This window comes from Nocardia sp. NPDC003979, assembly GCF_053605015.1.
Window position 1 is genome coordinate 488,616 of record NZ_JBSGIJ010000001.1, and the last position, 19,530, is coordinate 508,145.

Annotated in this window: 18 protein-coding genes; 11 read left to right on the top strand and 7 right to left on the bottom strand. The window is 68.8% G+C overall.

Annotated features, from left to right (window positions below; translation table 11 throughout):
• Positions 1–65 precede the first annotated feature (65 nt).
• From ACWEVR_RS02080 to ACWEVR_RS02090, 3 genes are read left to right on the top strand one after another with little or no spacing between them, the layout of a single operon-like run.
• Complete coding sequence (locus ACWEVR_RS02080; protein WP_452465682.1) at positions 66–1,787, top strand: ABC transporter family substrate-binding protein; 1,722 nt, start codon at positions 66–68, stop codon at positions 1,785–1,787.
• Entirely contained in the window at positions 1,784–2,671 is an 888-nt protein-coding gene (gene mshB / locus ACWEVR_RS02085; protein ID WP_452465456.1) for an N-acetyl-1-D-myo-inositol-2-amino-2-deoxy-alpha-D-glucopyranoside deacetylase, read from the top strand. The genes ACWEVR_RS02080 and mshB overlap by 4 nt, the downstream gene beginning before the upstream one ends.
• A gap of 27 nt (positions 2,672–2,698) precedes the next feature.
• The gene (locus ACWEVR_RS02090) at positions 2,699–3,127 is read left to right on the top strand and encodes a hypothetical protein (protein ID WP_439269082.1); all 429 of its coding nucleotides are present in this window, start codon (positions 2,699–2,701) and stop codon (positions 3,125–3,127) included.
• Here the strand turns inward: ACWEVR_RS02090 and ACWEVR_RS02095 are convergent, their stop codons facing one another.
• Entirely contained in the window at positions 3,128–3,862 is a 735-nt protein-coding gene (locus tag ACWEVR_RS02095; protein WP_452465457.1) for a TetR/AcrR family transcriptional regulator C-terminal domain-containing protein, read from the bottom strand. It lies immediately after the preceding gene.
• Between the two features lie 160 nt (positions 3,863–4,022).
• Here ACWEVR_RS02095 and ACWEVR_RS02100 point away from each other — a divergent pair, with 160 nt between their 5' ends.
• Positions 4,023–5,528: an MFS transporter gene (locus ACWEVR_RS02100; protein WP_452465458.1), complete on the top strand. Its 1,506-nt coding sequence runs from the start codon at positions 4,023–4,025 to the stop codon at positions 5,526–5,528.
• 214 nt (positions 5,529–5,742) lie between these two features.
• Here ACWEVR_RS02100 and ACWEVR_RS02105 read toward each other — a convergent pair whose 3' ends face one another.
• Together ACWEVR_RS02105 and ACWEVR_RS02110 are read right to left on the bottom strand one after the other, a co-directional pair.
• A complete protein-coding gene (locus ACWEVR_RS02105; RefSeq protein ID WP_452465459.1) occupies positions 5,743–7,263 on the bottom strand; it encodes a PH domain-containing protein in 1,521 nt (506 codons plus the stop codon).
• Positions 7,260–7,757, bottom strand: a complete 498-nt coding sequence (locus ACWEVR_RS02110) for a PH domain-containing protein (protein ID WP_452465460.1) — start codon at positions 7,755–7,757, stop codon at positions 7,260–7,262. Before ACWEVR_RS02110 ends, ACWEVR_RS02105 begins: the two co-directional genes overlap by 4 nt.
• A gap of 150 nt (positions 7,758–7,907) precedes the next feature.
• On the opposite strand from ACWEVR_RS02110, the gene ACWEVR_RS02115 reads away from it, so the two are divergent.
• Positions 7,908–10,508, top strand: a complete 2,601-nt coding sequence (locus ACWEVR_RS02115; RefSeq protein WP_452465461.1) for a bifunctional FO biosynthesis protein CofGH — start codon at positions 7,908–7,910, stop codon at positions 10,506–10,508.
• 2 nt (positions 10,509–10,510) lie between these two features.
• On the top strand, positions 10,511–10,639 hold the full coding sequence (locus ACWEVR_RS02120; RefSeq protein WP_452465462.1) for a hypothetical protein: 129 nt from the start codon (positions 10,511–10,513) through the stop codon (positions 10,637–10,639).
• A gap of 13 nt (positions 10,640–10,652) precedes the next feature.
• Here the strand turns inward: ACWEVR_RS02120 and ACWEVR_RS02125 are convergent, their stop codons facing one another.
• Both ACWEVR_RS02125 and ACWEVR_RS02130 read right to left on the bottom strand, forming a co-directional pair.
• Positions 10,653–10,967: a ribbon-helix-helix domain-containing protein gene (locus ACWEVR_RS02125; protein ID WP_452465463.1), complete on the bottom strand. Its 315-nt coding sequence runs from the start codon at positions 10,965–10,967 to the stop codon at positions 10,653–10,655.
• 1 nt (position 10,968) lies between these two features.
• Entirely contained in the window at positions 10,969–11,232 is a 264-nt protein-coding gene (locus tag ACWEVR_RS02130; protein ID WP_452465464.1) for a hypothetical protein, read from the bottom strand.
• Between the two features lie 175 nt (positions 11,233–11,407).
• Between ACWEVR_RS02130 and fdxA the strand changes: the two genes are divergently transcribed.
• From fdxA to ACWEVR_RS02150, 4 genes are all read left to right on the top strand, one after another.
• On the top strand, positions 11,408–11,731 hold the full coding sequence (gene fdxA / locus ACWEVR_RS02135) for a ferredoxin (protein ID WP_022566345.1): 324 nt from the start codon (positions 11,408–11,410) through the stop codon (positions 11,729–11,731).
• The gene (gene dapC / locus ACWEVR_RS02140) at positions 11,728–12,843 is read left to right on the top strand and encodes a succinyldiaminopimelate transaminase (protein WP_452465465.1); all 1,116 of its coding nucleotides are present in this window, start codon (positions 11,728–11,730) and stop codon (positions 12,841–12,843) included. Before fdxA ends, dapC begins: the two co-directional genes overlap by 4 nt.
• 100 nt (positions 12,844–12,943) lie before the next feature.
• Entirely contained in the window at positions 12,944–14,554 is a 1,611-nt protein-coding gene (locus ACWEVR_RS02145) for a serine/threonine-protein kinase (RefSeq protein WP_452465466.1), read from the top strand.
• 335 nt (positions 14,555–14,889) lie between these two features.
• On the top strand, positions 14,890–16,422 hold the full coding sequence (locus ACWEVR_RS02150; RefSeq protein WP_452465467.1) for a GMC oxidoreductase: 1,533 nt from the start codon (positions 14,890–14,892) through the stop codon (positions 16,420–16,422).
• A gap of 41 nt (positions 16,423–16,463) precedes the next feature.
• Here ACWEVR_RS02150 and ACWEVR_RS02155 read toward each other — a convergent pair whose 3' ends face one another.
• Positions 16,464–17,315 (bottom strand): oxygenase MpaB family protein, encoded by an 852-nt coding sequence (locus ACWEVR_RS02155; protein ID WP_452465468.1) that lies wholly within the window; start codon positions 17,313–17,315, stop codon positions 16,464–16,466.
• A 114-nt stretch (positions 17,316–17,429) separates the two neighbouring features.
• On the opposite strand from ACWEVR_RS02155, the gene ACWEVR_RS02160 reads away from it, so the two are divergent.
• Complete coding sequence (locus tag ACWEVR_RS02160; RefSeq protein ID WP_452465469.1) at positions 17,430–18,857, top strand: acyl-CoA synthetase; 1,428 nt, start codon at positions 17,430–17,432, stop codon at positions 18,855–18,857.
• Here ACWEVR_RS02160 and ACWEVR_RS02165 read toward each other — a convergent pair.
• Positions 18,854–19,522 (bottom strand): molybdopterin-dependent oxidoreductase, encoded by a 669-nt coding sequence (locus tag ACWEVR_RS02165; protein WP_452465470.1) that lies wholly within the window; start codon positions 19,520–19,522, stop codon positions 18,854–18,856. The genes ACWEVR_RS02160 and ACWEVR_RS02165 overlap by 4 nt on opposite strands.
• Positions 19,523–19,530 lie beyond the last annotated feature (8 nt).

Below are 19,530 nucleotides of genomic sequence, written 5' to 3' on the forward strand. Positions count from 1 at the left end.
CCCGTAGAGTGCGGGGCGTGGTGAGTCCGGGGTGGTGCGCAAAGTGGCGCGTGTCGGTGCTGGCGATGATCGCCTCGACGGTGGTCGTGGCCGGGTGCACCGCGAATCCGCCGCCACCGATCGAGAGCACCGATTCGCCCAAGACCACCCAGGCCAAGCCGGGCAAGAACACCGTCGTCGTCGCCATCGACGACATCGGGATCGGATTCAATCCGCATCTGCGTTCGGATCAGTCGCCCGCGACCAACGCGGTGAGTTCGATGGTGTTGCCGAGCCCGTTCCGGCCGGTGCCCAATCCCGCGCACCCCGGTGTGGTGGATTTCGTGCCCGACTCGGCGCTGATCGTGTCGGCCGATGTGACCTCGCAGGAACCGTTCACCATCACCTATACCCTGCGCAATCAGGCGAATTGGTCCGACGGCGCGCCGATCGCCGCCGAGGACTTCCGGTTCCTGTGGCAGCAGATGATCTCCCAGCCCGGCGTGGTCGATCCGGCGGGTTACCGGCTGATCTCCGACGTGGCGTCCTCGGGTGGGGGCAAAACGGTCACTGTGACGCTGACCCAGCCGTACCCGGCATGGCGTGAGCTGTTCGCGAACCTGCTTCCCTCGCACCTGGTGAAGGACTCCCCGGGTGGGTTCACCAGCGGACTCGTGGACCGGATTCCGGTGTCGGGCGGCAACTTCACGATCAAGTCCGTGGATCGCGGACGCGACGAGATCCTGCTCGAACGCAACGACCGATTCTGGGGCACGCCTGCCGCACCCGATCAGATCCTGTTGCGGCGCGGCGGATCTCCCTCCCAGCTCGCCGAATCCCTGCGCACCGGCGACGCGCAGATGGCGCTGGTGCACGGCGGTGTCGCCACCCAGGCGCAACTCGCCGCCATCCCGTCGGTGCGTACGACGATCATGCCGCAGGCGCGGGAACTGCAGCTCACCCTCAACGGCCGCTCCGGCGACCTGGTCGACGTGCGGGTGCGCAAAGCGCTGCTCGCCCTGCTCGATCCCGCCCTGCTCGCCACCGTCGGGGCGCAGAGCGGTGGCTGGGTGGAACCCGCTCGCGCCCAGGTACTTCCACCGTCGAGCCCCGGCTATCTGCCGACCGCCCCGCCCCGGCTCAGCGCCGACGAGGCGTTCGCCCTGCTGGCCGAGGCCGGTTTCGGGCGGGCACCGGAGACGCCGCAGACGAGTTCGCCCACCTCGCCCGCACCGCAGCCACGTTCGGTGGCGCGCAACGGCAAGGGCTTGTCGGTGCGCATCGGCGCGGTCGCCGAGGACGAGGCGGCACTGGCCGTCGCCAACACCGCCGCCGACCAATTGCGCAGTGCCGGAATCGATGCCACCGTGCGCGGCATCCCCGCCGACGAACTGTACGGTCGCGAACTCACCGAGTCGTCGGTCGACGCGATCGTCGGGTGGGAACTCGCGGGCGGTGATCCGGCGACGGTGCTCGCCTCCCGGTACGGATGTCCGCCGGTGGAGCCGCCGGGTGCCGACGGCCCGGTGCTTGCCGCGGCCGAGGCCTACCGGCAGGCCCCGAGCAATGTCGGCGGCGTCTGCGATCCGGGCTTGCAACCGTCGATCGACGAGGCGCTGCGCGGAATCGACGTGGGCCGGATCGTCGCCGAGGCCGAGCCCAGACTGTGGGAGCTGTCGACGGTGCTGCCGATCGTGCAGGACAACGTCGTCGCGGCGGCGGGCCCTCGTGTGGACGGTGCGTCCCTGTCGGGCGCCATCCAGGTCGGCATCTTCGGTGACACAGCACAGTGGCGGAGGATCCCATGACGCGCGAGACCGGCGGCCTGCTCCTGGTGCACGCCCACCCCGACGACGAAACCCTCACCACCGGTGGCACTATCGCGCACTACCGCCGTCGTGGTGTGCCGGTGACAGTGGTGACCTGCACGCTCGGTGAGGAAGGTGAGGTCATCGGCGAACGCTGGGCGCGCCTGATCGCCGCCGAGGCCGACCAGCTCGGCGGCTACCGCATCAGCGAACTCACCGCCGCCCTCGCCGCGCTCGACGCGGGCGAACCGCTGTTCCTCGGTGGGCCGGGTCGCTGGCGTGATTCCGGGATGGCGGGCACGCCGTCGGCCGAGCATCCGCGCGCGTTCGTGAACTCCGGTGACGCGGCGGTCGACGAACTCGTCGCGGTGCTGCTGGAACTGCGCCCGCGCGTGGTCGTCACCTACGACCCGCGCGGCGGCTACGGCCATCCCGACCACATCCGGGCACACCACGTCACCACCGCCGCCGTGGCCGCGGCCGCCGAACAGGGCTACGACGTGCCCAAGTTCTACTGGACGGTGACCGACGCCGACCTGCTGCGTCAGCACACCGCCGCCCTCGCCCGCCGCACCGTCGACGCGCTGCCCGGTGCGCTGCCGGAAGGGTGGCGGTTGCCCGTGGAGGCGGAGCTGGCGGCGATGTCGACCACCGCCGGGGTGAGCACCGTGGTCGACGTGTCGGACGTGCTCGCCGCCAAGCGTGCGGCCATGCGCGCGCACGCCACCCAGGTGACCCTCGCGCCGAGCGGCCGGGAGTTCGCGCTGTCGAACAACATCGCCCTGCCGGTGCTGCCGGAGGAACATTTCACCCTGGTGCGTGGCACCCGTGGGCCGGTCGGCGACGACGGGTTCGAGCACGACCTGTTCGCCGGCCTCGAATGAGCCGATCGGCCGAATAGACTCGCCCGCATGGTGACCTCCGACCAGTCCACCGCGCGCCGTGGCGTGCGTCTGCCCGCACCGCCCGATCCCCTCGTCGCCGGGCTCATCGTCGTGTTGCTCATGGTCGACGCGCTCATCACCCTCGCGCTCGAGGTGCTGTTCCTGCCGCTGTACATCGGGTCGGTGCCGCTGCCGATCGCGGCGCTGGTGGCCGGAGTGGTGAATGTCGGTCTGGTGTACGGGATGGCGAGCGTCACCGATCGGCTCGGTTTCGTCTTCGCGCCGATCGTGTTGTGGCTCTTCGGTTTCCTGCTGTGCGCTTCGCGGGGTCCGGGTGGTGACGTGATGCTCGGCAACGACGGTCGCACCCTGCTGCTGCTGGCCTGCGGGGTGCTCGCGCCCATGGGTTACTTGTATTCCCGGGCGAATTCGGCCCGCGCCCGCCCAGCGGGCTGATCACGCTCGACGGGTCTCGATTCCGTCGAGGATGAGGTCCAGTTCGCGGGTGAACTTGTCGAAGACGGCCGGATCGGGCTTGTCGCGCAACCGCGCGAGCTGGTCGGTGTAGCGCTGGTGCAGGCGGGGGAACGGGCGGGCGGCGGCCTCGCTGGCGGCCAGCACCTGGGTGGCCCACTGTTCGCTGGACAGGCCGCTCTGCGCGATCGTCATCAGCATGGCGGCCTCGCCGCCGCAGGAGCCGACGACGAACTGGAAGACGGCGTTGCCAGCGATGTCGACCACGTCGTCGGGCAGGCCCGCGGCGTCGAGGATCGCGATCATCGAGTCGGTGAGCCGCATCATGTTGGGGCCGAGGTACATCAGCGCGGCGGTGCTGAGGACGACGGTGATCCACGGGTGCGCGAGCAGTGTCTTACGCACTCCGGCGGCTTGTTCGTGCATCACCTCGCGCCAGCGTTCGCCGTCGGGGGTCGGGACGGGAACCTCACCGATCACCTGGTCGACGACCAGTTCCAGTAGCTCGTCCTTGTTGGCGACGTGGGTGTAGAGCGAGGTCGCGCCCGCGCCGAGCCGGGCACCGAGTTTGCGCATGCTCAGGGCGTCGAAACCCTCCTCGTCGAGCAGGCGGATCGCCTCCGCCACGATCTGGTCGCGGCTCAGCGCGGGTTGGTCGCGGCGTTCGCGGGGCGGCCTGGTCCACACCGACGGGATCCCGGTCGGGCTCGCTGCCATCGCTGCCTCCTCTTCTGTGGCGGGTTCCGTCCAGCATAGCCGGTTCATGAACAGTGTTCGGTTGCCGTACAACGTTCCCCTTGCGCACATCGTTCTCTCGACCGTACAGTGTTCGTATTGGCCGCACAGTGTGCGGATAGCTTCGGAAAGGGGAGCAGAGATGTCAACGCTCACGAAGGTGCGCGATCCGCGCCGGTGGCTGATCCTGATCGTGCTGTGTCTGAGCAGCCTGGTGCTGGTCGTGGACAACATGGTGCTCACGGTCGCGATCCCGCAGATCGCCACCGACCTCGGCGCGAGCGCCCAGCAGATCCAATGGATCATCGACGCCTACCTGCTGGTCTTCGCGGGCCTGCTGCTCACCTCCGGCAGCCTCTCCGACCGGTACGGCCGCAAACTGGTGATGATCATCGGGCTGGTGATCTTCGGCGCGGCCTCCCTGCTCGCGGCCTATGCGGGCAGTCCGGAACTGCTGATCGCCGGGCGCGCGCTGATGGGCATCGGCGGGGTACTCATCATGCCGAGCACGCTGTCGATCCTGATCACCGTCTTCGACGACGACGAGCGACCCAAGGCCATCGGCGCGTGGAGTGCCGTGGCGACCGTCGGCCTGGTCGGCGGCCCCGTGGTGGGTGGTGTGTTGCTCGAACACTTCTGGTGGGGTTCGGTTTTCGTCATGAACGTGCCGATCGTCGTGGTCGCTCTCGTCGCCGCGCTCGTGCTCATGCCCGAATCGAAGGGCCCGTGGCGCACCCCCGACTTCCCCGGCATGCTCACCTCCATCATCGGCATGACGGCGCTGGTCTGGACGATCATCTCGGTGCCGCACGAGGGCTGGACCGATTCCGGTGTGCTCGTCGGCTTCGCTGTGACGGTCGTTGCCCTCGCCGCCTTCGTCGTGCGTGAACTGCGCACCGACTCGCCGATGGTTCCGCTGCACTTGTTCCGCGACCGCACCTTCACCGGGTCGAGCTTCTCGCTGGTGCTGGTGACCTTCGCCAACGGCGGGCTCGTGCTCGTGCTCACCCAGTACCTGCAGTTCGTGCTCGGCTACACCCCGATGCGCACCGCGCTCGCCTTCACCCCGATGGCGGTGACGCTGCTGCTCGCCAACGGGATCGGTGCGGTGCTGGTCGGCAAGCTGGGAGCGCGGATCGTCACCATCGCCGGACTGGTGGTGGTCGCCGCCGGTTTCGCCGTCCTCGCCACTCTCGACGCCGGAGCGAGCTTCACCCTGCCCGCCGTGGCGATGGCGCTGCTCGGTGCCGGTGGTGGTCTGGCCATGCCCGCCGCGATCGGCGCGCTGATGAGTGCGGTTCCCGAGGACCACGCGGGGGTGGGTTCGGCGCTCAACGACACCATCCAGCAGGCGGGCGCCGCGCTCGGCGTCGCGGTGCTCGGCGCCATCCTGGCGGGCACCTTCGCGGGCGCCATGCCGGACTCCGCGCCGGACGCGGCGCGGGAGTCCATCGCGGGAGCTCTCGGCACCGGTGATACCGGGCTGATCGCCGTGGCCCGCGACGCCTTCTGTACCGCCATGCAAGTCACCTTCGGCGTGGGTGCGCTCGCCTCGGTCGCCGCGGCCGTGCTGGCGGTGGCTTTGATGCGTGATATGAAAAAGCCCGCTGCCGAGGCGGATTCAGCGGATGAGGCGGTAGCTGTCTGACATCGAGCACTGGCGCATCGCTTGCGGCGTGCCTGGGTGGACGACGACACCACACGGCCGGGAGTTTCCGCTCCCGGCCGCTGTCGTGTCACCAGAGCCGGGTAGGCGGGCTGTGGCCGCTGGCGTCGCACTCCCGAAGAGCCGGTGCCCGTGCAGGGCGGGAGTACTTGCGACTCCGGCCGCCTTCCGAGACGGCTGCACAGCATCACAAGGTTCAGCGGCTGCCTTGAAGGCCGGGGGTGACGGCGTCGATCAGGGCGACCGCGTCCTCGTGGGGGATGTCGACCACCAGGTAGGCCTTCTTGCCCGCGGCCGTCGCGGCGACCACCGTGGCCAAGCCGGCGCGGCGCTGCCAGAAGGTCTGGCGGATGGTCCAGCCGATGATGCCGGGGGCTTCGAGGCAGTCGCGATTGCGGTCGAGGCTGCCGCGGCGGGTGATGAGCCAGGTGGGGCCGGTGTCGGCGGGCAGGACGCGGTGACCGAGACTGCGGTACCTGTCCTCGGCCAGCGCCGCCATCAGCACGGCGAACACCACGGGGACGACCCAGATCCACACGGGCAGTGGGCCTTCGACCAGCGCGAGCGCGATCATGGCGACCAGCAAGATGCCCACCGGCCAGGCCGCCCGCACATACCGACGCCGACGCGCCGCGCGACCGTGCGAAATCAAGTCGACCGTTCCCAGCATGGTTCCGGAAATGCCTTGCGACACAGCAGAGTCCGGCTTGGTGAGCTGTGGCCGTCGATGGGTGCGCAGGAGTTCGTCGAGGGTGCGTTCGACGGCCGCGCGCGGCGCCTGGGGGAGCACCTTCTGACGCGGATTCTCCCCGGTCATGATCATTTCCAGCTGGGCGGCGCGGGCCGCACGCAACAGCAGCGGCTCGTTGAGCGTGGCGCCGCGGAAGCGGGCCAGGTCGAGGGTGATCTGGCGGGTGGTGAAGAGCCCGTGTCGCAGGTGCAGCGTCGAACCGTTGTCGAGGACACGCAGTCCGTACCAGGTGGCCAGGTACTGCCCGCAGGCGGCGAGGCTCACCAGCAGCAGGGTGAGGACGACCATCGCGGCGATCACGAGGGCGACCACGGCGACGCTGTCGTGCCCGATCTCCTGTGCCGGAGCGGATTTCACGATCCACTCGAGCACCCCGTACTGCGCCGCCAACCCGGCGATCGGGGCGACGATGGCCAGCCCGGTCAGCGACAACGGCGCGTACCGAACCCACGCGGGTCGCCAATGCCCGATCTCGACACCGGATTCGTGGACGGGTGTGGCTTCGTCGGCCGACCGTTGTTCGGATCGCCCTGTGTGTGCGAGCAATTCGGTACGCAAGGTGGGAATCCGGCTCGTGTCGAGCGCGTCGAGCTTGAATTCCTCGTCCTTGGCGGTATCGGTCCCGGTGCCGATGGTCAGCACCGCAAGACCCAGAACCCGGTGCAGCAGATCGGCTTCCACGTCCACCGAGCGGATCCGCGGCCGTGGCACCGACAGCGTCCGGCGGCCGACGACCCCGGTGCGCAACTGCACGTGATCGGCGTCGATGCGATAGGTCGTGGTGAACCACCGCAAGACACCGAACGCGGCGACGAGCAGCACCGGGATCAGGCTCCACAGCGGATTGCCGCTGGTGGTACCGACGATCACCGAACCGAGCAGGACCGGAATGTATTTCACGATCTCGGTGACCGGATACACCAGCAGCATGCGTGGATCGAGCCGCTGCCACGGTGTCTCGCTCATGTGGCGTCTCCGCGATGCCGGGCGGCGATGGCGGTCAACCGAAGCACCGTCTGCTCGGCGACGGGCAAGTCGAGCGCGCTGATCTTGACCGCCCCGGCCGACGACGCCGTGGTGACCGTCACCGTCGCCAGCCCGAGTATCCGCTCGAGCGGGCCGCGCTCGGTGTCCACCGTCTGCACCCGCGAGATCGGCGCCACCCGGGACTCCTGATCCAGCCAGCCCACCCGCGTGTACACGGCCTCGTCGGTGACCTCCCACCGGTGCACCGCGAACCGCCACAGCGGAACCACGACCAGCCCGAGCACCGCGAGCGCGACCAGCGCCAGCCCGGCGACCAGTTGCCAGCCGCGCCGGTCGTCGAGGAACATCCACACCCCGAGTGCCACCGCGAGCACCACGATGCCGACGGCGTTCTCCAGCGCCCACAGCAGTTTCGCCTTGGGGCTGGGCCGCCAGGCCGGGTCGGCGAGGATGGTCGAACGCGGCAACGACATGCTGACATCGTGGCACGAGGGTGCGACGAGTTCGCCCGGCTCGGGAATATGTGCCCGCGCGGGCGAGGTTGTGGCCGAGGAAGACGACCCTCGCGCGCCCGCAACGGGCGGCGTGACCAGCCCACCACACGTTCGGGAGAGAAGTAGCGCATGATCGACGGGGTGAGCGACCTTCCACTGCCGAGCGTTCCGCCGAACCCGCCGAGTGCCTCGGCCATGCGCCGGGCGCTGCGACGGGCCCGCGACGGCGTCACGTTGAACGTCGACGAGGCAACCGTCCTGCTGCACGCCACCGGCGACGACTTGGCCGATCTGTGCGCCAGCGCCGCCCGGGTGCGCGACGCCGGGCTCGAATCCGCGGGCAGACCACGCACCATCACCTACTCGCGCAATGTGTTCATCCCGCTCACCCGCCTGTGTCGCGACAAGTGTCACTACTGCACCTTCGTGACCGTGCCGGGCAAGCTGCGGGCCGAGGGCAAGGGGATGTTCCTCGAACCCGACGAGGTACTCGAGATCGCCAGGCAAGGCGCGGCGCTCGGCTGCAAGGAGGCCCTGTTCACCCTGGGCGACCGCCCCGAGGACCGCTGGCCCGAGGCCGCGCAGTGGCTCGACGAACGCGGCTACGACTCCACGCTCGACTACCTGCGCGCGGTGTCGATCCTCGTGCTCGAGGAGACCGGGTTGCTGCCGCACCTGAACCCCGGCGTGATGAGCTGGAACGAGATCGCGCGGCTCAAGCCGGTCGCCCAGTCGATGGGCATGATGCTCGAGACCACCGCCACCCGGTTGTTCACCGAGAAGGGCGCCTGCCATTTCGGCAGCCCCGACAAGGACCCGGCGGTGCGGTTGCGCGCCATCACCGACGCGGGCAGGCTCTCGGTGCCGTACACGACCGGCATCCTGGTCGGTATCGGTGAGACGCTCGCCGAACGCGCCGACTCGATCATGGCGATCCGCAAGCTGCACCGCGAGTTCGGGCACATCCAGGAAGTGATCGTGCAGAACTTCCGGGCCAAGTCCGACACCGCCATGCGCGACGCGCCCGATGCCGATGTGGCCGAGTTCCTCGCCACGGTCGCGGTGACCAGGCTGCTGCTCGGCCCGGATGTCCCGGTGCAGGCGCCGCCGAACCTGGTGTCGCACAGCGACTGCCGCGCCCTGATCGATGCGGGTATCGACGACTGGGGCGGTGTGTCGCCGTTGACGGTCGACCACGTGAACCCCGAACGTCCGTGGCCCAATCTCGACACGCTGCGCGAGATCACCGAGGCGGCCGGGTTCACCCTCGCCGAACGCACCTCCGCGCATCCGAAGTATGTGCGCGCCGGCCATCCGTGGATCGATCCGCGCATCGGCGCGCACGTCGCGGCGCTCACCGATCCGGCCACCGGGCTGGCCAGGTCCGAGGCGCTGCCCGTGGGGCTCGCCTGGCAGGAACCCGACGAGTCGTGGGACTCGGCGGGCCGGGTGGACCTCAACACCGCCATCGACTCCGAGGGCCGCATCACCGACAGCCGCAGCGACTCCGGCCTCGGCCAGGAGGTGGTCGGCGCGTTCGGCGACTGGGAGACCATTCGCGAACACGCCCGCGACCTGGCCGTCACCGCACCCGAACGGCTCGATTCGGAGGTGCTCGACGCGCTGCGTGCCGCCGAGAACGACCCGGCGGGCCTGACCGACGACCAGTACCTCGCGCTCGCCACCGCCGACGGTGTGGCGCTGGATGCCGTTGCGGCTCTTGCCGATCAGCTGCGGCGCGAGGTGTCCGGTGACGAGGTCACCTACGTGGTGAACCGCAATATCAACTTCACCAACATCTGCTACACCGGCTGCCGATTCTGCGCGTTCGCCCAGCGCAAGGGTGATGCCGACGCCTTCACCCTGAGCACCGACGAGGTGGCCGACCGCGCCTGGGAAGCCCATGTCGACGGCGCCACCGAGATCTGCATGCAGGGCGGCATCGACCCCGAGCTGCCCGTCACCGGGTACGCCGACCTGGTGCGTGCCATCAAGGCCCGCGTCCCGTCGATGCACGTGCACGCCTTCAGCCCGATGGAGATCGTCAACGGTGCCTCTCGTGGTGGGCAGAGCATCCGCGACTGGCTCGCGGCGCTGAAGGAGGCCGGGCTCGGCTCGATTCCCGGCACCGCCGCCGAGATCCTCGACGACGAGGTGCGCTGGGTGCTCACCAAGGGCAAGCTGCCGACCTCGGCCTGGATCGAGGTGATCACCACCGCTCACGAACTGGGCATCCCGTCGAGTTCGACCATGATGTACGGGCACGTCGACAACCCGAAGCACTGGGTCGGTCACCTGCGGGTGCTGCGCGAAATCCAGGACCGCACCGGTGGTTTCACCGAGTTCGTGCCGCTGCCGTTCGTCCACCAGAGCGCCCCGCTGTACCTGGCGGGCGCCGCGCGTCCCGGCCCGACCAACCGCGACAACCGCGCCGTCCACGCCCTCGCGCGCATCATGCTGCACGGCCGCATCCACAACATCCAGACGAGTTGGGTGAAGCTGGGCACGGTCGGCACCCAGATGATGCTCTCGGGCGGCGCCAACGACCTCGGCGGAACGCTGATGGAGGAAACCATCTCCCGTATGGCGGGCTCCCAGCACGGCTCGGCCAAGACCGTCGCCGAACTCACCGAGATCGCGGCGGGCATCGACCGCCCGGTCCGCGAACGAACCACCACCTACGGGATAGTCGACCGCACGCCCCGCGCCCTCCCACTGACGGTGAGCTGACTGTGCCGCCGGAGGTGGAGGTCGGGTCGTTGCTCGCGGGCATCGGCAGGGAAGCGACCCTGACCGACGACGAAATCGACCAGCTCGCCGAACGGGACAGAACTCCGGCCGCCCCGCTGGAGCTCGGATGATTCCTGTCTACGGTCAGGCGGCGTGGCCTTTCTCGGCGAGGAACGCCAGCAACTCGTTCACATCCACCACGCGGGGGGTGCTGGTGTCGGACTCGGTGACCGCGGCCTCGACTACCTGTCGAATCCATTCGCCGGTGGACAGCCCGCGATCGGCCGCGAGGGCGCGCACCCGCTCGAGAACCTCAGCGGGCAGGCGCACACTGAACCCGGACATGCGTTCGCCGGTAGGGCGCGCATCCTCGGGCTCCCAGTGGCCGGTGACCGGGTCCATCTGTGTCTCGTTGTTGTCGTAGTAATCCCGAAGCTCGTTCAGCTTGTCCTGGTTCATCTCACTTCGCATTCTTGTTGAAAACTTTGCGCTGGTTCGGTGTCATGTCGTAGGCCGTGACGACGTACCAGCGGCCGTCCATCGATTCGGTCAACACCACGAACAAGTACCGCCCGGCAGTCGTGCGGCCGAACAGCAGCGTGGTCTGTTCCCGGCCCGGCTGTAGATACCGTGGTCGTGTTGTCGCCTGCTCGACTTCACCAGGTGCAACCCCATGCGCGGCAATGTGGGCCTCGCTGTCATCGGTCCAGAGGATCTCGAGCACCAACTCAGTGTAGTACACCGTGTACTACACTGAGCGTGACTGGTCGGCGACAACTGGGTAGCGGGGTTCGCTCGTCGAGTTAGGGCAGGCTGACCTGGGGGTAGCGTGTAGTTCGGGATAGGGTTCGGGGGGCGGAGTTGGCCCCCGCAGCTGTGGACAGACTAGGAGAACGGCAGTGCCGTACATCATCGCTGAACCGTGCGTTGACGTGAAGGACAAGGCGTGCATCGAGGAATGCCCCGTGGATTGCATCTACGAGGGTGGCCGCATGCTCTACATCCAACCCGACGAGTGCGTTGACTGTGGTGCGTGTGAGCCGGTCTGCCCCGTGGAGGCGATCTTCTACGAGGACGACACCCCGGACCAGTGGAGCGGCTACATCAACGCCAACGTCGACTTCTTCGACGAACTCGGGTCGCCCGGCGGCGCGACCAAGGTGGGCAAGGTCGACTACGACCCGGCCTTCATCAAGGCGCTGCCCCCCATGGCCGAAGAATGAGCGCAGGGGTGCCGACCCGTGGCCGGGTGAGCAGCCTGCTGCCCGACTTCCCGTGGGACACCATCGCCGCGGTCAAACAGAAAGCCGCCGCGCATCCCGGTGGGCTGGTCGACCTGTCCGTCGGCACACCGGTCGACCCGGTCGACCCGCTCATCCAGGCCGCACTCGGCTCCGTCGCGGCCGTCCCCGGGTACCCGACCACGCACGGCACCCCTGAACTGCGCGCCGCGGCCGTCGCCGCGCTGGCGCGCCGGTTCGGGATCACCGGTGTCGACCCGGCGGCCGTGCTGCCGGTGATCGGCACCAAAGAGCTCATCGCCGGACTGCCGCGCCTGCTCGGCATCGGCGCCGACGACCTCGTCGTCATCCCCGAGATCGCCTACCCCACTTACGAAGTGGGTGCCCTGCTGGCCGGTGCGAAGCCGTGGCGTGCCGACGGCCTCACCCAGATCGGCCCGCAGAACCCGGCGCTGATCTTCGTGAACTCCCCGTCCAACCCCACCGGCAAGGTGCTGCCCGTCGAGCATCTGCGCAAGGTGGTTGCCTTCGCCCGCGAACGCGGCGCGGTCGTCGCCTCCGACGAGTGCTACCTGGGCCTGGTCTGGGAGGGCGAGGCGGTCTCCATCCTCGACCCGCGCGTCTGCGACGGCGACCACACCGGCCTGCTGGCCATCCACTCCCTGTCGAAGACCTCGAACCTGGCCGGCTACCGCGCCGGTTTCGTCGCGGGCGACCCCGAACTGGTCGCCGAACTGCTCGAGGTGCGCAAACACTCCGGCATGATGCTGCCCTTCCCCATCCAGGCCGCCATGACCGCCGCTCTCGCCGACGACGCCCACGAGGCGGCGCAGCGCGAGCGGTACCGCGCCCGCCGCGACATCCTGCGAAAAGCCTTGGAGCAGGCCGGTTTCCGCATCGACTTCTCCGAGGCCGGCCTCTACCTGTGGGCTACCCGCGGTGAAGCGTGCCGGGTCACCCTCGACTGGCTCGCCGACCGCGGCATCCTCGCCGCCCCCGGCGACTTCTACGGACCACGCTCCCCGGAGCACGTCCGGATCGCCCTCACCGCCACCGACGAACGCATCGCCGAAGCGGCCGCCCGGCTCTCCTGAGACGTCCGGTCCGGTTGCCGCGCATCCTGTCTCGCGCGCGAATCGGTTAGTGTCCGCACAGTCGACATCGGCGCGAACAGGATCGAAAGGCTCGCAACACATGCACGGGGTGGATTTGGTCGCGGGCACGGTGTTCGCCGGATATCGGATCGAGCGGGTGCTCGGGCGCGGCGGAATGGGCACCGTGTACCTGGCCGCACACCCACGCCTGCCACGACGGGTCGCACTGAAACTGCTGAATCGCGACCTGTATTCGGACCAGGAGGTGCGGGCCCGGTTCGAGCGTGAGGCCGACGTATCGGCCCGCCTCGACCATCCCGGCATCGTGTCGGTGCTCGATCGCGGTGTCGAGGACGGGCTGATGTGGATTTCCATGCAGTACGTGGACGGCACCGATGCCTCGGTGTTCCGTGGTCGCCCGCTGGACCCCGCCCGTGCGGTCGACATCATCGCCCAGACCGCCGAAGCGCTCGACTACGCCCACGACCGCGACGTGCTGCACCGAGACGTGAAACCCGCCAACATCCTGCTCTCCGCAGGCCGGGGCCGGGATCGCGTGCTGCTCACCGACTTCGGGATCGCCCGCCTGCGCGGCGACGCCCGCCAGCTCACCCGCACCGGCGACTTCCTCGCCACCCTCGCCTACGCCTCGCCCGAACAATTGTCCGGTGCGACTGTGGATCACCGATCCGACCAGTACTCGCTCGGTTGTTCCCTGTACACGCTGCTCACCGGCGAAAGCCCGTTTCCCGCAGACAATCCCGGTGCCGTCGTCGCCGCACATCTGACCAAGCCCGTGCCGCGGGCCTCGGACCGGGTAAGCGGTCTGGCGCCCGGCCTGGACGCGGTGATCGGTCGTGCCATGGCCAAGGATCCGGCTGACAGATTCGGTAGCTGTGCCGAATTCGGTCAGGCTGCGGCTGCGGCATCGACTGTCGCTCCAGCGCTGATCGGCACCCCGCAGCGCACCGGACCGGCGCTGTCGCCCGGCGAAACGCGGCGCTACCCGGCCATGAGCGCTTCCGCCGCACCGTCGAGTGCTCCCACCGGAACTTCTACCACTCCAGCCGACCTGCCAACGGTTGCCGCGGCTCATCCGGGTGCTCGCGCGGCGCGTCCGCGTGCGACCGAGGTTCCGGGTAAAGCGGTCTCGTCTCGATGGCGGGTGTTGGCCGTGGGTCTGCTCGTACTCGCGATGATCGCCGGTGTCGGCGTTGTCGGTGCGGGTGCGGTCTACTGGAAATTCGTTCGGCCGCAGCGTGTTGCACCGCCGCCGACCTGGGGCGAACACTCTTCGATCGCCACGGCGTTCCCGAGCTTGATCGCCTCGAATCCGGCCGGTCGTGGCTGGCGCGATGCCGCCTGTTCGCCGACGTCCACGTTCGTGGTCGCCCCCGGCGACCCGGCGCCCCTTCGCCAGATCTCGTGCACCGACGCCGACGGCGTCATCACCTGGTTCACCGCGTACCCGTCCGCCGCCGACGTCGAGAACTATTTCTCCCGGCACACCGTCGTCCACGACGTCCGGACCCACCCGGCGCGAAATTCGGCCGTCGCCGTCGCCCGCCCGAGCGACCCGGGCGCCCCCTTCACCCTCGCGGTGCGGGAACGCGATCACGGCGCCACAGCCGACATTCTCGTCGAGGTCTCCTGGCCCGGCCACACCTTCGACGAGACCTACGCATCCTGGTTCGAACAAGCCCCATTCTGAGTCGGCGGATCAACTCGGGGGACCAGCCGTACCCGTACATCTGAAACGTGCGTTGGTCAATGCCCCTCAACGTGGAACGGCGGTCCCGTAAGCGGCGAACCTGGAGCGATGGCGTTTCCGGTGGCGAAGCGGTCGGCGGGGCGACGGCGGGGTGCGGCGTTCTGCGATCACCCGGGTGAGTGGCTCGGTATAACAGGTTCTCATTTGCAGTCTCGATGAGGAGCCGCACAGTGCGTGAATTCTTGTATGAAAACCCAGGTCGAACCCGATACGCGGGAGGGTTCACGCGACGGCGGTTCCTAGCTGCAACAGGTGTCACTTTGGCGGTGGCGACCGTGGGGAGTCGGGCGCTCGCCTCCGCCGCACCGCTGGCCGACGGGGATACGGTTCCCGCATTGGTGATCGGCAGCGGGTACGGCGGGGCCGTCGCCGCGTTGCGATTGGCGCAGGCGGGCGTGGACGTGGCGATCGTCGAGATGGGGATGTCGTGGGATGCGCCGGGCCCCGATGGGCGGGTGTTCTGTCCGGTGCTGAAACCGGACGGGCGGTCGTATTGGTTGCGCGAGCGCACCGATCAGCCGGTCGGGTATTTCATGGGCGGCTCGTACAACAAGGACATCGACAGGTACACAGGCGTTCTCGACTCCGAGGACTTCGGCGGGATCCGGGTGTACCAGGGGCGCGGGGTCGGCGGCGGATCGCTGGTGAACGGTGGGATGGCGGTGACGCCGAAACGAGAGAATTTCGCCGCGATCCTGCCGTCGGTGAATGCCGAGGAAATGTATTCCACCTATTACCCGCGCGCGAATACCGCGCTCGGCGTCAATCACATCGACAAGACCTGGTTCGAATCGGCGGAGTGCTACCAATTCGCGCGCGTGGGCCGCAAGCATGCCGAAAGATCCGGCTTCGGTTGGACTTTCGTACCCAATGTCTACGACTTCGAGTACATGAAAAAGGAGCAGGCGGGCACGGCGACCCGCTCGGCCCTGGCGGGTGAGGTGATCTACGGCAACAACTACGGCAAACGCTCGCTCGACCGCACCTACCTCGGTGCGGCCGCCGCCACCGGCAAGGTGCGGATCAGTCCGCTGCACAAGGTCACCACGGTCACGCCCGGCGCGGGCGGGTACCGGGTGGAGATGGCCCAGCTCGATTCGAGCGGCCAGACGGTCGCCGTCAAGAACGTGACGGCCCAACGGGTCTTCTTCGCGGCGGGCAGTGTCGGCACGAGCAAATTGCTGGTGGCGATGCGGGCGACGGGCAAACTGCCCGACCTCCCGGGCGCGGTCGGTCAGAAGTGGGGCAACAACGGCAATGTGATGGTCGGCCGTGCCAACCACATGTGGGACGGCACCGGCAGCCTGCAGTCCTCCATGCCCTGCCTCGGCATCGACAACTGGGCGGACCCGGGCGGGGGAGCCTTCGCCGAAGTCGCGCCGTTCCCGGCCGGCCTGGAGACCTACGTGAGCCTGTACCTGGCGATCACCAAGAACCCGAACCGTGCGGCGTTCAGCTTCGACTCCGGCACCGGAAAGGTGAACCTGAACTGGCAGAAGTCGTGGAATCAGTCGTCGATCAACGCGGCGAAACGCATCTTCGACAAGATCAATGCCAAGGAAGGCACCATCTACCGGACCGACCTGTTCGGTGTCACCAAGACCTGGGGTGACGACTTCACCTACCACCCGCTCGGCGGGTGTGTGCTGAACGAGGCCACCGACAACTACGGCCGCCTGCACGGGTATCCGGGTCTCTACGTCGTCGACGGTGCCCTGATCCCCGGCAATACCAGCGTGAACCCGTTCGTCACCATCACCGCGCTCGCCGAACGCAATATCGAACGGATCATCGCCGACGACCTCTGAGCCCGCGCGAGCTGCCCGGCACCGGGCAGCTCGCGATGCCCTCAGATCAGCGGCTTGCCCCGGCGCCGCCTGCGCCGCATGTCGGCGAGGGTGGCGTTGAAGGGGAAGCTGCGGATGGGGCGCGGCATGCGGCCCCAGACCGCGCCGGTGGTCCGCAGCAGGCGGGCCAGGCGGCGTTCGTCGCGCTCGGTCCAGGTGAGTCCGAGTTCATCGCGCAGGTGCTCGGGGAGCAGGCCGGTGGTGAACCAGCGATGGAAACGGGCGAAGACCACGCGCAGCGGCGGATAGAGCATCCGCAGGTCGAGCAGGCCGTCGAAGTAGGCCTTGATGGTGTCGTCGACGCTGGTCTCGGCCAGGTTCTCCGTCCAGTACGCCTCGAAGGCCGCTCGGTCGGCGGGCCACATTTCGCGCGGCACCTGCAGGGTGGTGCCGAAGCGGTGGGCGTACTCGTAGAAGGAGTCGGCGGTGTCGTCGTCGATGGGGCCGTGCAGGCGCTCCATCAGGTCGACCGAGCCCCAGTACAGGCAGGCGGCCACCCACATCTGCAGGTTCTTGTCGAAGGCGTTGTACTTCACCGGGCTCTCGGGCGTGGAGTGCACGTGCCGGTGCGCGCCGTTGATCGCGGTGCGGTAGGCGGCGCGGTCCTCGTCGGTGCCCATCATCGCCACCGACAGATAGGTGATGGTGGTCCTGGTTCGCTTGAAGGGGTGGAGCATGATGCTTCCGCTGTGCACGCGCGATTCCGCGACGCCGTAGCCGACCGGGGCCAGGCTGAGCTGCATGATCACATTCGCCGTTGCGCCGAAGAAGACGGCGGCGCCGTCGACGTGATCCCGGATGTCGAAGTCCGCGGGTCCGGTGTGGCTGGACCGCGAATGCGCGAGGCTGGTCATCGTTGACCCCAATTCGTCGGTGAGAGAGTTGTAGCTTGAATGTCTCATTCTGTCGTCGGGGTGTCAACGGGCGGTGGCGCGTGCCGCCGGAACACGCCGGGCTAGCGTGGACGGATGTCCTACGGTCCGCCGCTGCTGCTCGCCTCGTTGAATCCGCTCGCCGTCGCCGCCGGGGACGACCTTCCCGATGCCGTCACCATCGATGATGCCACCGTCTCGCGCAGTGATCTGCTGGGTGCGGCCACCTCGGTCGCCGAACGGATCGGGCGCGCCGAACGGGTCGCGGTGCTGGCCGAGCCGACCCTGCGGACCGTGCTCGCCGTGGTCGGCTGCCTGATCGCCGGGGTGACGGTCGTCCCCGTCCCGCCCGACGCGGGAACCGCTGAGCGTGAACACATCCTGCGTGATTCCGGCGCCCAGGCCTGGCTCGGAGCCGCGCCGGCGGACACCGATCTGCCGGTGGTTCCGGTGCGACTGCACGCCCGGTCCTGGCACACCTACCCCGAGCCCGACCCGTCGGCCATCGCCTTCATCCTCTACACCTCGGGCACCACCGGCGCCCCCAAGGGCGTGATGCTCAGCCGGGGCGCCATCGCCGCCGGCCTCGACGCGCTCGCCGACGCCTGGGACTGGACGCGCAAAGACACACTCGTGCACGGACTTCCGCTGTTCCACGTGCACGGCCTGATCCTCGGCCTGCTCGGACCCCTGCGTTTCGGCAGCCGCTTGATCCACACCGGCAAGCCGACCCCCGAGGCCTACGCCAGCGCCGAGGGAACGCTGTACTTCGGGGTGCCGACGGTGTGGTCGCGCATCGCCGAAAAGTCGGAAGCCGCCAAGGAATTGAGCCGGGCGCGGCTGCTGGTGTCGGGCAGCGCGCCGCTGCCGGTTCCGGTCTTCGAGAAGCTGGCCGAACTCACCGGACACGCGCCGGTGGAGCGGTACGGCATGAGCGAAACCATGATCACCCTGTCGACCAGGGCCGATGGTGAACGCAGGCCGGGCTGGGTGGGTACGCCGGTGCGCGGCGTCGAGACCCGGTTGCGCGACGAAGCGGGCAATCCCGTCCCGCACGACGGCGTGAGCATCGGCGGCCTGCAGGTTCGCGGCCCGATGCTGTTCGACGGCTATCTCGGCCGCCCCGACGCCACGGCCCGTGACTGGACCGAGGACGGCTGGTTCCGCACCGGCGACGTCGCCGTCATCGACGCCGACGGTTTCCACCGCATCGTCGGCCGCGAGTCCATCGACCTGATCAAGTCCGGTGGGTACCGGATCGGCGCGGGCGAGATCGAAACCGCGTTGCTCGGGCATCCGGCGGTCGCCGAGGTCGCGGTGGTCGGGCTGCCCGACGACGATCTCGGACAGCGGATCGTCGCCTTCGTCGTCGCCCGCGACAGCGGCTCCGACGACCTCGCGACCGAACTGATCGCGCATGTGGGCGACCAGCTTTCGGCCCACAAACGGCCGCGCGAGATCCGCTTCGTCGACGCGCTGCCGCGCAATGCGATGGGCAAGGTGCAGAAGAAGTCGCTGACCTAGCGGTTCGTGCTGCCCCGCGCGCTCAGCCGGCGGATCGGCCCGATCAGGGCGTGATACACCGGACGAACCACGCGCCCCGGCAGATACCGGTGCCGTTCCTCGGCCCACACCCGTGCCCTGGCGTGTGACGCCAGTGGCGACCACTTGTCCGGGTCCGGCGGGGCGGCGGTGTGAACTTCGATGCGGCACAGGTGTTTCGTGTTGACGAACCCGTACTGCTTCGGGCTCACCAGCCGGATCGGGGCGCCGTGGTCGCTGTCGAGGGGTTCGCCGTCGAGCCGGTCGGCGAGGAGGACGTCGTCGGCGAGGGCGTCGTCCAGCTGCACGACCGAGCGGAACTCGTCCAGGCCCTCGAAGCTGAGGTGGGTGATCGTCGCCCCCGGTGCGAGCGCGGGCTCGATCACCAGCCGGTAGAAGTCACGGAACGGTGTGCCCTCCCAGAGCAGGTCGGTCGCCGTCCACCCTGCGACGCAATGGAAGTCGGCCTTCTGCTCGCGCCGGGGCAGCTGTGCCAGTTCGGTGAGCGCGATGGTGACGGGCTCGACCACGGCCCCGCAGACCTCGATCGCGGGGTGCTCGGGAACCGGCGGCGGGGGGTGATGCAGATGCGTACCGAAGCGGGGGAACCCTGCGACGGCGCGTTGGCCCGGGGGAAGAAGTGCCATGCCGATCC

Coding starts and splice junctions, on each gene's coding strand:
- ACWEVR_RS02080 (WP_452465682.1), top strand. CDS start 66: ATGATCGCCTCGACGGTGGTCGTGGCCGGGTGCACCGCGAATCCGCCG.
- mshB (WP_452465456.1), top strand. CDS start 1,784: ATGACGCGCGAGACCGGCGGCCTGCTCCTGGTGCACGCCCACCCCGAC.
- ACWEVR_RS02090 (WP_439269082.1), top strand. CDS start 2,699: ATGGTGACCTCCGACCAGTCCACCGCGCGCCGTGGCGTGCGTCTGCCC.
- ACWEVR_RS02095 (WP_452465457.1), bottom strand. CDS start 3,862: ATGGCAGCGAGCCCGACCGGGATCCCGTCGGTGTGGACCAGGCCGCCC.
- ACWEVR_RS02100 (WP_452465458.1), top strand. CDS start 4,023: ATGTCAACGCTCACGAAGGTGCGCGATCCGCGCCGGTGGCTGATCCTG.
- ACWEVR_RS02105 (WP_452465459.1), bottom strand. CDS start 7,263: ATGAGCGAGACACCGTGGCAGCGGCTCGATCCACGCATGCTGCTGGTG.
- ACWEVR_RS02110 (WP_452465460.1), bottom strand. CDS start 7,757: ATGTCGTTGCCGCGTTCGACCATCCTCGCCGACCCGGCCTGGCGGCCC.
- ACWEVR_RS02115 (WP_452465461.1), top strand. CDS start 7,908: ATGATCGACGGGGTGAGCGACCTTCCACTGCCGAGCGTTCCGCCGAAC.
- ACWEVR_RS02125 (WP_452465463.1), bottom strand. CDS start 10,967: ATGAACCAGGACAAGCTGAACGAGCTTCGGGATTACTACGACAACAAC.
- dapC (WP_452465465.1), top strand. CDS start 11,728: ATGAGCGCAGGGGTGCCGACCCGTGGCCGGGTGAGCAGCCTGCTGCCC.
- ACWEVR_RS02145 (WP_452465466.1), top strand. CDS start 12,944: ATGCACGGGGTGGATTTGGTCGCGGGCACGGTGTTCGCCGGATATCGG.
- ACWEVR_RS02155 (WP_452465468.1), bottom strand. CDS start 17,315: ATGACCAGCCTCGCGCATTCGCGGTCCAGCCACACCGGACCCGCGGAC.
- ACWEVR_RS02160 (WP_452465469.1), top strand. CDS start 17,430: ATGTCCTACGGTCCGCCGCTGCTGCTCGCCTCGTTGAATCCGCTCGCC.
- ACWEVR_RS02165 (WP_452465470.1), bottom strand. CDS start 19,522: ATGGCACTTCTTCCCCCGGGCCAACGCGCCGTCGCAGGGTTCCCCCGC.